This is a genomic window from Polyangiaceae bacterium (assembly GCA_016715885.1).
Taxonomy (GTDB): Bacteria; Myxococcota_A; Polyangia; order Polyangiales; family Polyangiaceae; genus Polyangium.
The window spans coordinates 486,031-500,359 of sequence record JADJXL010000015.1 but is presented as its reverse complement, the minus strand read 5'-3'; the positions used below and the strand labels follow the sequence as shown (position 1 = coordinate 500,359).

The 14,329-nt window shown below is 61.8% G+C and carries 10 protein-coding genes; 5 read left to right on the top strand and 5 right to left on the bottom strand.

Features of this window, described 5'->3' with window-relative positions; genetic code table 11:
- The first annotated feature begins 108 nt into the window (after positions 1–108).
- From IPM54_15715 to IPM54_15705, 3 genes are all read left to right on the top strand, one after another.
- On the top strand, positions 109–804 hold the full coding sequence (locus tag IPM54_15715; GenBank protein MBK9261239.1) for a hypothetical protein: 696 nt from the start codon (positions 109–111) through the stop codon (positions 802–804).
- Positions 805–907: 103 nt separating this feature from the next.
- On the top strand, positions 908–2,452 hold the full coding sequence (locus IPM54_15710) for a ferritin-like domain-containing protein (GenBank protein MBK9261238.1): 1,545 nt from the start codon (positions 908–910) through the stop codon (positions 2,450–2,452).
- A gap of 32 nt (positions 2,453–2,484) precedes the next feature.
- Positions 2,485–3,015, top strand: a complete 531-nt coding sequence (locus IPM54_15705; protein ID MBK9261237.1) for a hypothetical protein — start codon at positions 2,485–2,487, stop codon at positions 3,013–3,015.
- A gap of 7 nt (positions 3,016–3,022) precedes the next feature.
- Here IPM54_15705 and IPM54_15700 read toward each other — a convergent pair whose 3' ends face one another.
- The gene (locus IPM54_15700; protein MBK9261236.1) at positions 3,023–5,314 is read right to left on the bottom strand and encodes a sulfatase-like hydrolase/transferase; all 2,292 of its coding nucleotides are present in this window, start codon (positions 5,312–5,314) and stop codon (positions 3,023–3,025) included.
- Entirely contained in the window at positions 5,302–8,895 is a 3,594-nt protein-coding gene (locus IPM54_15695; GenBank protein MBK9261235.1) for a response regulator, read from the bottom strand. The genes IPM54_15700 and IPM54_15695 overlap by 13 nt, the downstream gene beginning before the upstream one ends.
- A gap of 306 nt (positions 8,896–9,201) precedes the next feature.
- Between IPM54_15695 and IPM54_15690 the strand changes: the two genes are divergently transcribed.
- On the top strand, positions 9,202–9,714 hold the full coding sequence (locus IPM54_15690; protein MBK9261234.1) for a hypothetical protein: 513 nt from the start codon (positions 9,202–9,204) through the stop codon (positions 9,712–9,714).
- Here the strand turns inward: IPM54_15690 and IPM54_15685 are convergent.
- From IPM54_15685 to IPM54_15675, 3 genes are all read right to left on the bottom strand, one after another.
- Positions 9,705–9,896: a hypothetical protein gene (locus IPM54_15685; GenBank protein MBK9261233.1), complete on the bottom strand. Its 192-nt coding sequence runs from the start codon at positions 9,894–9,896 to the stop codon at positions 9,705–9,707. The two genes, IPM54_15690 and IPM54_15685, sit on opposite strands and share 10 nt — an antisense overlap.
- A 61-nt stretch (positions 9,897–9,957) precedes the next feature.
- The gene (locus IPM54_15680) at positions 9,958–10,245 is read right to left on the bottom strand and encodes a hypothetical protein (GenBank protein MBK9261232.1); all 288 of its coding nucleotides are present in this window, start codon (positions 10,243–10,245) and stop codon (positions 9,958–9,960) included.
- 32 nt (positions 10,246–10,277) lie between these two features.
- Positions 10,278–12,095, bottom strand: a complete 1,818-nt coding sequence (locus IPM54_15675; GenBank protein MBK9261231.1) for an OmpA family protein — start codon at positions 12,093–12,095, stop codon at positions 10,278–10,280.
- Positions 12,096–12,173: 78 nt separating this feature from the next.
- Here IPM54_15675 and IPM54_15670 point away from each other — a divergent pair, with 78 nt between their 5' ends.
- On the top strand, positions 12,174–14,231 hold the full coding sequence (locus tag IPM54_15670; GenBank protein MBK9261230.1) for a tetratricopeptide repeat protein: 2,058 nt from the start codon (positions 12,174–12,176) through the stop codon (positions 14,229–14,231).
- Positions 14,232–14,329 lie beyond the last annotated feature (98 nt).

Here is a 14,329-nt window from a genome sequence, read left to right as displayed (position 1 = left end):
ATGCTTTTTGGCATGCAACCGCGCGTACATCATGGATGCGACATCAATATACCGACCTGCCTCGGACAGGATTGCAATCGAGACATTCCCAAGTACGCTCGTCGGCGCATGAGCTCGTCGCTTGCCCTGTTTTACCGGTTCGTACTGCGAAACCCCGAACGCGTCGAGTGGCATCTGGATCGGCTTTACGAGCTTGGACGAATCGACGTCAAACCAAACTTGTGGCAAGTGTCCTTGGGCGTGGCGTACATGCTGCATCGCATGGTGTTTCGTCCGTCGACGATCGGCATCGACGAAACGCCCGTACGGCGCACCTTTCGTGCACGGTTGTGGCAATATCGGCCGCTGCGTTTCCCTTTTCTACTTTGGCAAAAAGCCATCGATCCCATCGATTTGACGGGCCTTTCTGGCAGCATGGAGCGTAAACACAGTCACCTCGTGGGAGCCTATCACCCGGGCGACAATGCTCTTTACGACTTGGAATGCATGACGTGCGATGCCGATGCGCTCGCGAAGCTGCGTGAAGACGTGGTGAAAATCATCCAGGGCGATTCTGCTCGCGCGCGATTTTTTCAGGATTTGACCGTTTACGAAGGATATCACCCACGCCTCTTGCAATTGATCGATCGCGCCATGGCCGGCGACTTTGCGCCCCAACCCGGCAAAGAGGACCACCCCGATACGACATTGCGCGGCTTTCTTCGCTGGTGCGCCGCGCAGCCAGACACCCCCGAAGCCACGTTCGACGCATTGCTTCAAGGGACACTACGATTCGAGCCGAAGCTCGCGAATGACAACGGATAACGACGCGGCACATTCTGGCGCAACCATTTCGTCGTCTTTTCCGAAGATTTTGACCCCCTACGAGTGGCATGATGGCTGCTCCGCGTAACCTCGGAGGACCACCATGCATCGTACCATAACAAAACCTCGCCTTTCGTCGCTCGAACTATTCGCCAGTGCCTTGCTCGTATCGCTCGGCGTAGGATTGGAAGCCGGCTGCGACGCGGAGGTCACCGTCGAAAACGGCAACACGGGGGGCGCAGGAGGCTCGGGGAATGCCTCCAGCTCTTCGTCGAGCAGCTCCAGCGGAACGACGTCGTCCTCGAGCAGCAGCTCTTCAACGACGTCGTCGTCCTCGAGCTCGACCGGCTTCATTCCCGGCACGGGAGGTTGTGTCGATCCGCAACCGGTCATCATCGATGGCATCGACGTGGGGGTCGACATCTGCGCAGGCGGCCAATACCGTCGCCGTGAAGCCATCGATTGTCCGGCGGGCAAGCCCGATCCGAATTCATGTTGTGGCATGTGTCCCGAAGGGTACATTTGCGACAATTGGGGAGAAATCGCTTGCTCCTGCGTTCTTTCCTGCGTGCAAGATGCCGATTGTCCCGCCGACCAATTGTGCCTTTGCGGTACCGCGGGTGGAAGGTGTATTTCGGCGAAATGCAATACCGGCGCGGATTGTGCCGCCGGACAAGAATGCACGAGCTGGGATTCGACCTTGGGCTGCATGTACCATGAATTCGCCTGCACGACGCCGCAAGATACGTGTGGCGGCGACAAGGATTGCATGAGCCAAATGAACTTCAGTTTCTGCGCAGTCCAGCCGGACGGTCATCGCGAATGCCAATTGGGTGGTTGTGCCATTGGACGACCCTTCTTGATCGACAACGAAGCTCGCACGGCGAATATCGAAACGCGTGCTGATTGGTGCGAACAGGACATCGTGCCCAATGTCGAGGGTATCGACGAACGAATCCGCAACGAGCTTGCCGAAGCTTGGGAGCACACGGCTCGCATGGAGCACGCATCGATTGCTGCATTCGCGCGATTCTCGATGGAGCTGCTTTCGCTTGGCGCTCCGAGCGATTTGATCATGCGCACGAATTCCGCCATGGTGGACGAAACGAAGCACGCTCGGTTTGCGTTCGCCATGGCGAGCGCTTACCGCGACAAACCCATTGGCCCTGGGCGCTTGGCGATGGATGGTGCCATGGCGGAGAGCGACGATGTGGTCGGCATCGTTCGGCGCGTGATTCGCGAGGGTTGCGTGGGAGAAACCGTCGCCGCGGTCGAAGCGGGTGAAGCGAGCGCGCGAGCCATGGACCCGGTGGTGCGACAAACGCTCGACATGATTGCAAAAGACGAATCGCAGCACGCCGAGCTTGCTTGGCGCACGGTCAAGTGGGCGCTTACCGCATTCGGTGCTGACGTGCGCGATGCGATTCGTCATGAAATTGCGGTTCTATCGGACGAGCTTGCCACAGCGTACGAATCTCGCCGCACCGAGCGTGACGAGGAGCTCTTGGATCACGGCGTGGTCACGTCGAGCGTTCGAGGGGCGATTCGCCGCGCGACGATCGGGCGCGTGGTGGTGCCGTGCTTGAAGGCGCTGGTGGAAGAGGCTCAGCGCGTTTCACGTGCAACAGAAGCGTCGGCGAGCGCTTGACGTCATAACCAACCTGCGCGCATCCTTTCCGCATGCTCCCCCTTGCCCGCACTTGGTTCCTCGTCTGCTTGCCGTGTTTCTTGTCTTGTTCCGGACAATCCAACGCCCCAGCAAAAACCCCACCGCAGCCTTCGTGGACAGGCACGTGGGCGCTCGTCCCCGGTTTGGCCGTTTCACCGGACAAACGCATCGTTCTGCCGCGAACTTGTGAACGATCGCCCGAGTATTGGACGATCGACCAGAGCAAGTCGCAAATCACGCTGGAGCTGCACGAAAGCGTGGTCGCAAGCGGGGTCAAGATGGCCGTCGAACGCCGGAAGATTGAAAGGGCCGAGGGGCAACTTCGAGGCTCCTTCGTGCACCTCGATGGCGAAACGGGCACCGAGGTCGTCCGTCACGACGAACCCAACAAGAATCGGCCGGCCACGTTTCCCGTGACGTACGAATTGGAATACGATCCCAAAACCGAGCATCTTGCGGGGACTCGCAATGGTGCCCCGGTGCGGTTCATCCGCGCCGAGCTTGCACCCGTCGACTATACTCGTTGCAAGCCCGTTCCGTGATGTCACCCTAATCGATCGTCCCCCACACTCGGAGCGCCGCCACTGTATCATTGTCGAACGATGCCGGCTCGCGTTTCCGCACATCCACCCGCGTCGATTGATCCCGCGCCATGATCCGCCGGAACAGCGCCTGCGCCGCCACGGGCATCGTATCGCGACGATTGAAAGCGCACATCGGATCGAGCGACAAATCGCAAAGTGAGGGCACTCCGTCGTAACGCCCCGTCATGATGAGCTCGCCCCAACGCGCCGAATATCGCTCATCCAGCGTCGCAATCTGTGGCTCGGCCGTGGAATCTTCGAGGCCCGATGCCACGCCGGACAGGTCCCGCCCGAGCCCCTGCCGTGAAAACGAAATGCCCAGCGCCGATATCGCCGTTTGCGTGATATCCCATATTTCCGTGGGCAAATTCACGTGCGTGCCACCATGACGGCCTTCGGGAAACCGCACGTAGAGCGGCAACGTCAAAAATGGTTCGGCCAAGTCGGTTCCTTCGTCATACAGCGACGCAGCACCGGTGCTCACATCGCCCGTCACGACGAATACGGTGTTTTCCCATATACCCGCCGTTTTCAACGCCGTCACCAAATTGCCGAGCGCCCGATCTTCGTCAGCCAGCGCCGCCGCTTCGAGCGCCCGAACTCGCTCCTGATCCTGCGTCGAAAGGACATCCCGCTTGTTCTTTCTCTTGCGAGCGCTCGCCAATTGCTGCGCGCCTCGACGCGGTTCGATCACGCCCGTGTATTTGCTCGGCGGAAGCAGCGCCAATTCCTTCGGCGTGATGTCCCACGGCGGATGGCCTCCGCGCGAATGCACCACCACGAGCAAGCGCGCATCCGGCGCTTGTCGCAATACATCGGTCATCCACGCTGCGGCGCCATCGAGCGGCGCGGTCGCTGGATCGTTGCCATACGGAGGATATTCGACGAAATGCTCCCAACCGCTTCCAAATCCGAATGACTTGAATGTCGACGGGACCCCCGTGAACATGGCCGCTCGAATGCTCGCGTCATGCGCAATGCCCCCCAGCGTCGTTTGCCACGACGGCATTCGCGCACCAAGGTCCGTCACGGTATGCCCTCGAGGCGGCAAGGCGGTCAAGAGCGACGCCACGACGCTGCCGGGAAACGTCGTCGGAGCACGGTGACGATGAAACGTCGTCGCCGTGAGCGCCAAGTCGGAAAGCGCAGGCAGTTGCGGGGTTGGCGCGCCATGCCATGGCGGCAGCGCTGCGCGCTCGACACTGCCCATCACCACCACCACGACGGCCCGCGCTTTCGCCGTTGCAGGCGGCGGAGGCGCAAGCAGAACAATCGATGGATCGCCGAACATCACCCGCGAACCCGGTGGCGTGGCTTCCATGCCGAGCTCGATCGTCGACAACTTCCCCGCATATTCATCAAGCGGTAGGTCGACGTCGGTCCATACCGCTTTGTCCCCACCCGTGACGTGCTGCACGAGTAGCTCCGTGGGTTTTTCCCCGTCACGCAAAATGCGTATCGTTGCATCGGCCTCGCCCGCGCCCATGAGCCCAATCGACGTGCGCAGCCGCGCTCCCGGAGGCCAGCGCAACGTGCACCGCAATGCCCCAGGCCCACGCATTGCGAGCGCCCGATGCGGCACCCCCGACAGCGCCGCACGCGTCGTCACGATGTCCCGCAACGTCGGAGCCCCGAACGTCACCGTGCTCTCGTCGGGGATACCAATACGAATCCAATCGATGTCGACGAATGCATCGTCATCGCGCACTTTACCGGAAAATCGAAATGTGAGCGTGTGCATGCCGGCGTCGACGGGGAGATTCGTCACCGGCGTCGTGGCCACTCGAACTTGATCCCGAATGAAGTTCAGCGTTCCGAGCGGCTGATCGTCCAGTAAAACCGATGCCGATTTCGATGCATGCCCGAGCGCGCGAGTTGCAACGAATACATGGCTCGGCTCGGGTACCATGAAAAACACCTTCAACGTGCGCGAAGAAACGCGGATCCACGTCGATGCGTCGTGTTCGACATTTTCGACGCCAGGAGGAGCCGTCCCGGTCCACGCATAGCGGCCGGTCATCGCCGGTGTGCCCGCATCGAACAAAATGCCCCGATGCTCGATGTCACAAGCTGGAAGCTCTTCGATGAGATCCGTCATGACGCGACCTGCAGGGAATGCAGGCGCCTCGGCACTCGAAGGCGGCGCAGGCGTGGGTTTGTCGCCCACGCCTTTTTGATTGCACCCATTGCATCCGGCGCTCAGCCCGAGCCCGAGCGCCAAGAGAATGGGAGCAAAACGAACCTTCAACGAGACCACGGCGGAGCAATACGCAGCCGAGACATTCGGCCTTCTTTGACGAGCGCAAAACGCACGCGCTCTTCACCTCGAAGCCGCAAACGAATTTCGTACGGATCCTTCTTCGGCGCAAGCGGCACCTTGACCACCGGGCCCGTCCCAATGAGCTGCCCGTCGACGAAAATCGTGTCCGATGGACCCGCGACCACTTCGAGCAATCCCTGCCCCTTGGGCACCTTGTCTTCTTTTCGCAATGGCAAATCCTGCGGCAATACCGGGAAATCCGCCGACTCCCCTTCTTTCCTGTCGAGCGATGTCGCCGTTTCCACGGGCGCTTCCGGAGCGGGTTCCACCGCCTGAACAGCCTCCGTGTCCGCAGGTTCTGCCACTTGGGCCGCTTGCTGCGCTTGCGCCGCTTCCAGGCTGCGTTGATGCGAAACTCGGCTTCCCACGGCAAACACAACGCCCGCTAAAGCAAACAGAATCCACGCGCCCACGCGCATTCGCGAATTGTCCCGTTTCGGCGGCTCCGCCGCTTGCATGCCCGCATGCACCTCGGCCTCCGCCATACGCGGACGCGGCGCGTGCGACGACGGCAATGCCGTGCGCGGCGGCGGCAATTCCTCGACCGGCGGCGGCTCGAGCGATCCCAACGTCATCGGCGGCACCACCCTCGTGACCGGCTTCGCCACGGGAGGCTTCGGTGACACCTTCTTCGACACAGCCGCAGGCTTCGGCGATGCGGACTTTGCTTTGAGCGGCGCTTTTTCGGATGACGGCGGCCTCACGCTCGGAGCAATCGCTTCCAGCGGCGCGCGCTTCAGCGGCGCCGGCGACAAACCAGACGCCTGCTCGCCCTTCGCAGCCTCGACGGCTGCGGATTCAGACGCGACGTCGGATGCTTTGGTTGCTGTTTGTCCCAGCAAACCCTTCGACGCCGGCGCAGGCTCCGGTGCGACAACCGGCGCCACGGGCGGCGGCATGTAGGTTTGCACTCCGCTGATGACGTCCGGCGTGAAGTCGTTCGCGGAAACCTTTGGTGCTGCAGCATGCGAAACGGGGCTCTGTCCCAAAAGCGCAAGCGTCGTTGCATCGTCATCGTCGTCATCGTGCGGCGTGACGAGCACCGCCGGTTTTTCCGCAGCACGCAACGTTTCGCGCGGCTTGTCTTCGACCTGATGCTTCGTCGCGTTCGTCTCGACAATCGGCGCGGCTGGTGAAGGTTCGTCACGTACGACCGCCGGTAGAGGCGTGGCCGAGCGATCGATCACGGCCGACACCGGCTGCGGCGTGCTCGACACGGGCTCCGGCAGCACTTCGGAGAGCGGCGGAACGACCACCGGCTCCAACCTCCGGATACCTCGAAGCCGCTCCGACTCCGCTTGCACGGCCGGCGTGAGCAAGTCCGTACCCGACGCACCCACGATCGCGCTGATGGCTCCGTGCGCCGCAGCATCGCAGAGCACGTCCTCAACGAGGCGCGCAGGCGTCGAACCGCTCACGACGATGTCCCGCGGCGACGCGCCGTCCGCGATCGCCCGCAGCACGGATCGCGCACGATCCGGCATCGCGTCCACGAGCGATCCGAGCACGCCGAGGTCCACTTCGACGCGTGTCGCGAGCATCAGCGAACCACCCGAAAGCAGGCGCTGCGCCGCTCGGGCCGAAGCAATCGGCGGGACCAATTGCTCGGCAAGCGACCCGAACAAGTCAGGACGCGCAGCCGACAAGCGTTCGACGTCATCATGCGCGATGGGTACCACGACAAACCGACCCGAGCCAACGCCAAGCAGCCTCGCAAGCACCCCGGGGCCACGTTCGTACGATCCATCGGCGGTCGTGCGAGTGGCCCGCACGGGATGCCCCTCACGAATTTCCACTTCGTACAGGTCACGCGCATCGCGCACGGTCAGCGTCGATGCGGGCAGATGCGTACAGGCCAGCGAAAGCAGGGTTCGTGGCGTCAAACCTTCCAGGCGCCCGCGCACTTCGCCACCTCGTGCCAAACGTTCCGCCACGCGAAGCCGCGGCCCGAGGATCTCGCGCAGTCGCTGCACGATCGACGCGGCACTCGCTTCCTTGCGCATGTACCCATCCGCGCCTGCACCGAGCTCTCGCACGCGCTGCAAAAGGTCTTCCTTCCACGACAGGAGCACCACGGGCACGTCGCGCAGCGCAAAATCCCGCTTGATCGCTCGGCACAGCGCAAACCCATCGAGGCCCGGCATCACGATGTCGCTGAGGACGAGGTCCGGCGAATGCTCACACGCAAGCTCGAACGCCCGCTCGCCGTCGCGCGCTTCGTACACGGTTGCTCCGGCGGAACGAAGCACGCCGGCCAAGAACCACGTGATCGCTGCATCGTCATCCGCGACGACGATGCTCATGCGCTCGAGCGACGCACCTTTCGTTCCGCGCGCTTCTCCGAGCGATCGCACGCGGCTCGCTTGATCGCCGCGCGCGTTTGTCTCGCCGAACCATGGTGCATACGGCAGCGCGCCTTCCGGCCCGCTCTGCACGAACCTCACGGCCCCCCGCGACTCGATCGTCACGAGGTCCCGAATGCGTGCGACCGTGCCCCAAAGCGCCGCGAGCATTTCGCTGCCTTCGCCGCATGAGATCCGCATCTGTCGCGCTCGTTCATCGGCCGCATCGCAGAGACCTCGTCGCAGCTCTTCGGCCAGGCGTTTGCCAAGCTCGTCGAGTGTCACTTCACCGATCGGAGCGCGCGCGATCTCGCGCTTCACGTAGCTCGCGGTCACCTCGATGATCGCTTTGCGCAAGGCGCTTGGTGACACCGGCTTCGGCAGCGTTCGAGCCACCCCGAGCGCTGCGTAGAGCGCTGCATCGTCGGCTTTTACGAACCGACCGAGCAGGATGATGGGAGCTTCTTCCGTCATCGGATCGGCCAGCAGCGCCGCGACGAGCTGCCGGGCGCTCGGTTTGTCCGCGTCGATCACGATCACATCGGGCGCGAGCGCTCGGGCAAGATCCGCGGCTTTTGCAAAGTCATCCGTTCGTTCGATCTCGAACGATTCCGGGTCGTCTTCGGTCGCGAGCCCCTCGGCGAGGTGCGCGGGTCCGACAAACAAAATCGTTTGAGGTGCATCGAATTTCGTTTGCTTTGCAACGATATCTTCGCTCGCGTCCCGTGGTACGTCGGGGGCGATCATGGGGCGAGGCGGCGTGCTTCCCGGACGCGGCACGGAGTCCGGATCCACGAGCGCCGCTTCGCTCCAGGCCAGCTCGGGCAGCCTATCGAGCAGCTCGCACAGTTGTTTCGCGTCTTCCTCGGTGAGTTTCCCGCGCTGAGCGATGCGGTCGACCAGGGCTTCGCTCCCCGCGAGCTCGGCGGCGAGCTTGTTGAAGCGAAGCAGCCTTGCAGCGGCAGCGAGCGCATGCACGCGGCGGCGCAGGTCATCGCGCCTTGCGGACGACGACGCATCTTCGCCCAGTCTTGCCACGGCAGCTCGCAGTTCGAGGACGCGGCGTCCCAGGGTGGCGACGAAGTCCGCTCGTACGCCTCCAAATCGTTCACTTTGCCCGACTTTCGTATCGGAGCGGCCTTCGTTTCGGTCCCATGCGGTCGCTTGCGCACCCATCGATTTGGGCCGTAGCACAGGCCATCGTGGCACTTGTAATTTGTGGCGAAAACTTTTGTGCGAGGCGGGAGAAGAGGCTGCGTTTGGAGAGCTCTGGGGCGTGCTAGGCTTGCGGCATGGACCGTGTCGAGGCGAGGTCTGAACGACCACGCAGCAGCAGTGAGCTACTTCAGCGTATGGACGCGGAGCTCATCATGGCTGTATCGGAGGTAGACGAATCGCTGATTCGTTTGGCTCTTCAGCGGTCGCCCTTCGAGCGCTTGCGAGCGGGCGTAGCGATGGCACGGTTTGCTACGAGGTTCCGACGTGGAGCACCCGAAAGTCGTTGACCCTGAGCGGTTTGTCACGGAATTGGTTCGCGCGGGGGTGGAGTTCATCGTCGTTGGTGGTGCCGCAGGCCTTCTACACGGCGCGCCTATTACGACGCAGGATCTGGATGTCGTTCATCGACGAACACCAGATAACATTGCCCGGTTACTCGATTTACTCTTGAAGCTGGACGCGACCATGCGTTACGACTTCGCCAATCGACGACTTCGCCCAACAGCAGCAATGCTTGCGGGAAACGGGCACATCAATTTATCAACGCTGCTCGGACCATTTGATCCACTATGCGAGCTCGAAGTTGGTCAGGGTTATGACGAACTTTTGCCTCATAGTGAGGTATTGTCAGATGGAGATACGTCCTTTCGTGTTCTCGATCTACCGACACTCATTGATGTTAAATTGAAGACTGGCCGTGCAAAGGACCGGGCGGTGGTGCCAATACTGATGGCCACGCTAAAGGCGCGAGAAAATCAAGGCACGCCTCACGAGTAATCGAGCATTGAACGCGCTCGCGACGCAACCCATGCGTGCACTTCTTCGTGCGAAATGGGCACGACTTTCCCCGCGGCAATATCTGCCACGGCTCGGTCGAGCTCTGCACGTTGCTCTGGCGTATACGGCTCGCCCACAGGAGCTCTGTCGAATACTTCGAGGATCGGATCGTGGGGTACCATCAACCCGACCCTACCATGATTCGCATCACGTGTCGCGCGGCTCCCACCAACAAAAATGCCCTTACGGCCCCTGCGTCGCTCCCACGACGCCACCGTTGAGCGTCTTCTCGCCGCCCGTCACGCGGCTCTGCGGCGTCGGCTGACCCATCGTGTACACCAGCTTGTACTTGCTGTTCTTCACCACCGTGCCGCCCGAAACCATGTCCGTCGAAGCCGGGTCGCGCCGCGGCGTCTGATCGCCCTTGTTCTCCACCACGATCAGCCCGCCAGCATCACAACCCAGCACGCCCAGCGCCGATACGACAGCCACCGCAGCAATCCCGAATGAAACGCGCACCCGAGCAGCCATGTCACCAGTGTACCAAAAGCAATGCGTCATCTTCAAGGCTTCTTTTTCTTGTCACCTGATGCCGGCACGATGAGGAACTGCACGCGCCGATTCTGCTGACGACCTTCCTCCGTGTCGTTCGTCGCAATGGGCCGCGTGCTCCCATACCCCTTCGCCAAAAGCTTCGCCGCCGGAATACCTCGCTGCACGAGCCACCGGCGCACGGCATCGGCACGTTCTTGCGACAATGCCCTGTTGATTTCGTCCTTGCCCACGTTGTCCGTGTGCCCCTGAACTTCAATTTGCTCGATTTCCGGGTGATCAACGATTGCATCACGAACCTCCGTGAGCAAATCGTCCGATACCGGGTCGACCGTATGCGCGAGCGCCGATTGACCGAACTTGAATTGAACTTGGCGCGAAATGACGATCTCCGTCTTCGTGACCGTGACGTGCGGACAACCGTGCTTCGACTTGTCCTCGTCACTGCTGCCTTTTTGGTCCGGACACGCATCTTCGGCGTCGGGAATGCCATCACCATCGCGATCCGATGGGCAACCATTCTTTTGGGGATCCTCGTGCTCGATACCCGGCACCTTCGGACACGCATCTTTGGCGTCCACAATCGAATCGCCGTCTTCGTCCGGCGGACAGCCATTCTTTTTCGGATCGTCGTTCTTCACGCCCGCAACCTCGGGGCACGCGTCATTTTTATCAATGATTCCGTCGCCATCCTGATCCGGCGGGCAACCATTTTTCTTCGGATCGCTGTTCGGCTTGCCCGGCTCTTTCGGACAAGCATCGTCGACATCCAAAATGGTGTCGTCGTCCGCATCCGCGGGACAACCATTCTTTTTGGGGTTTTCGTGCTTGATGCCCCGAACCGTCGGACAATGGTCATCCTTGTCGAAAATGCCGTCTTTGTCGGTATCGGCCTCGGGTTTCTTGGGCGGCGGAGCAAGCGGCTCGTACCCGACACTGCCAACGACGAACCCCGCAGGCGTCCCCCAACCATTCGTCAAACCTGGTCCACCACCGACACCAATGACCAAAAATGGAATCGGACGAACCTTGACGCCAAGCAAAAGCTCGGCAGACACCGGCGAAGCCGCAAAAATGCGCGTCGTGTCGTTATCGAGCAGCACTTGATCGGAAAATGGCGCGGATAGCGAAAACTCCGGGCCCGCCTGAATGAATCCATCTTTCAAGACAATGGCCGCACCCGCTCGCACATCGAACGAGCTCGGCCTCTGCGAAGCTCGCAACGTCGTCCCAAGCGATACGCTGTAAAAAAATTGTTTTACACGACCACCCATGATCACGTGCGGCTCGCCGCGCACCGCACCATCGCCCGCGTACGATCCATTCGGACCCGTCGGCACGTAGAAATACACGCCACCGGCAATCTGGAATTGATTCGCGTCTTCGCCGAATATCCGCACGCGCCCGCCGAGACGCAAATCGCCCACGTCCGCGCCGCTCGGTGATGGAAACGCGACGCCCGCGACCGTGGGACTGTCGCCCGATTGCGCCAGCGCAAACGGCATGTCGAACGAAACGAGCACCCGATCGAAAAGCGGAAGCGATGCAGCCAGGTGCAAGTACGTCTGTTGTGCAACGATCGACGTGCGCGTCGACCCGTCTTGAATCGAAAGCGGGTTCAACGCGAAATCGACGACCGCCCGGCCCCGCGGAATGAGATGACCTCCCACCGACGGCGAAGGCACTCCGAAAAGTCCGTCACCTGGCACCGAAGGTTGGAAACGTTCCAGCGCTCCCGTTGCGGACACATCTTGCGCGACGAGCGGCCTTGCGACGAACGTCGCCGCAGCGACCATGAGCGCTCGAATTGCCGTGCGACCAACTCGCATACAGAACAGGAGAACCTTTCCGCACGATGCTTGTCAAGATGCGGTACGTCTGGAAAAGAAAAGCGGGTCTAGGCCAGCATGCTCGAGACGCTCGGAAAACTGGTAACGCCGCACCGGCGGCTCGTGCTGGCGCTGCTCGTCATCGGCGCCGTGCTGCGCGTCCTCGTGAACGACGTCGTCGCGTATTCGCCCGCTGACGAAGCGCATTACGTGGACATCACCCGCTGGTTGACGCGTGATGGCTGGTCCGCTTACCCGAAGTTCGTCGCGACGTACCTCGACCGTCAGGCGCTCTGGCTGTCGCCAACGCCGCTCCGGTGGGGACACTTCTCGCTCACGACGCTCGCGTGCACCGTGCACGCGCCATGCGACGGCCGCACGCTCGCATGGCTGTCGACGCTCGCCGGCATCGCGTCGCTCGCGCTCACCTACGCGCTCGGCAGTCGCCTCGTCGGTCGAGGTGCTGCGCTGCTCGCGACGGCATTCTCGATCGTGTCCCCCTTGCAGCTCGCGCTGGGCCGCCGCGCGCTCCAGGACCAAGTCTATTGCGCGGCGTTCTTGGCAGCGTTCCTGTCGCTCGTGCACCTGCTCGACGCTGACCCGCACGAACCTCGAAGCGCAACGTACCGGCGTATGGGCTGGTTTGTCCTGGCATCCACGCTCGCGTTCTCCGTGAAGGAAGCCTTCGCGTTTCCTTATGCCGCGTTCGTCGCGCTTTGTCTTTTCGCTTCCTCGCATCGAGGCCCCAAGCTGCGTGACGCGGCGCTCTTCCTTTTGCCTCCGCTCTTGTTTTGCACAGGCTTCGTGCTCGTCGGGCAAGACCCATCCGCTCTTTACGATCTCGTACGGTTGAACGACGCTTCCTTCGCGAGCGACTACAGCATTCAGTACTACTCGGGTCCGGCGCACCGGCCCATGTTCGACATGTTCCTGCTCGCGCCGATCGTGTGTCTCTTGGCCACGAGCGCGCTTGCAAAAATGACCGAGCGGCTTCGCACTGGAGGCCGAGAGCGTTGGCTCGCGGGCTTTTTGATCATCGCGCTCGCGGCGTTCATGGGACTGCCCAAGAACCTGCGCTTCATGGTGATCCTCGATCCCGTGCTGCGCCTGCTCGCAGCGTGGATCGTCGTGAACCATCCGTGGTTCGTGCGAGCGACTCGGGCGGGACAATCGGTTCTCTTCGCGTTTTTCGTGGCGATCAACGCGGCAGTGGAATTTTCACTCTTCGATACGATATTTCGTCAGCGCAACATTTATGATCCGACGACGTATGACATTCTTCACGCGCTCGGCGCGATTCCTCGGACGTTTGCCGGTGCTCAGACCAACCGATGGCCGGCTTTTTTCTTGGCTCTTGCAGGCAGCGTGGCCATCGTACTTGGAGTGCGGAGATCAAGCATGACGGAGAAAACCGATAGTGAGCCGCGTTCAGCAACGCGGCTGAGCCCACCCTTGACGATCGGCATCGGCATCGCGGCCCTCGTGGCAGCATTTTTTGCGGGGCGCATGTCCGCGCGCGACGACGGCTCGAAGCCCGCGATCACGGCGCCGAGCGCATCGACGAGCGCCGTTCGCGATCCGATGGCCGAGGGGCTCGATGCGCTCTACACGAAGCGGGATGCTGCCCGAGCGGTGGCGCGCTTTCGCGAAGTGATTGCGGCGGAGCCGACTCATTACGGCGCGACGTATCAGCTCGCAACGGCGCTCGAACAAGCGGGCGACCGTCCGGCTGCTCGCGCGACGTGGACGAAGATGTTGAAGCTTTCCGAGGCGAGCGGGGATGAAGCCACGATCGCGCATGCTCGCGGGCGCATCGCGGCGCTGACGCCGGCATTGCCACAAGCGCTGCCTCGAGCGCCTGCGGCTGAGGATCCAGCGGGAGCGGAGATGCGTCTCGGGCTTGCCGCGCTATACGAGAAGAAGGATCCGGCGGCGGCGGTCAAGCATTTCCGCGACGTGTTGGCGAAGAACCCGACGCATTATGGAGCGACGTTTCAACTGGCCACGGCGCTCGAACAAACGGGAAAACGCGACGAAGCGAAACCATTGTGGACGAAGACGCTCGAAATGGCCGAAGCGATGGGCGATACGCAATCGGCTGCCATTGCGCGCAAGCATTTGGGCAAAACGAATTAGGTTTCCGAAATCGCAAGCGCCTGCGAAAGGTCGAGTCTGGCGAATACGCGCATCTTCCCGTATCGGTGACGGTTTTTCCCTGGCTCCTGTTTGTCCTC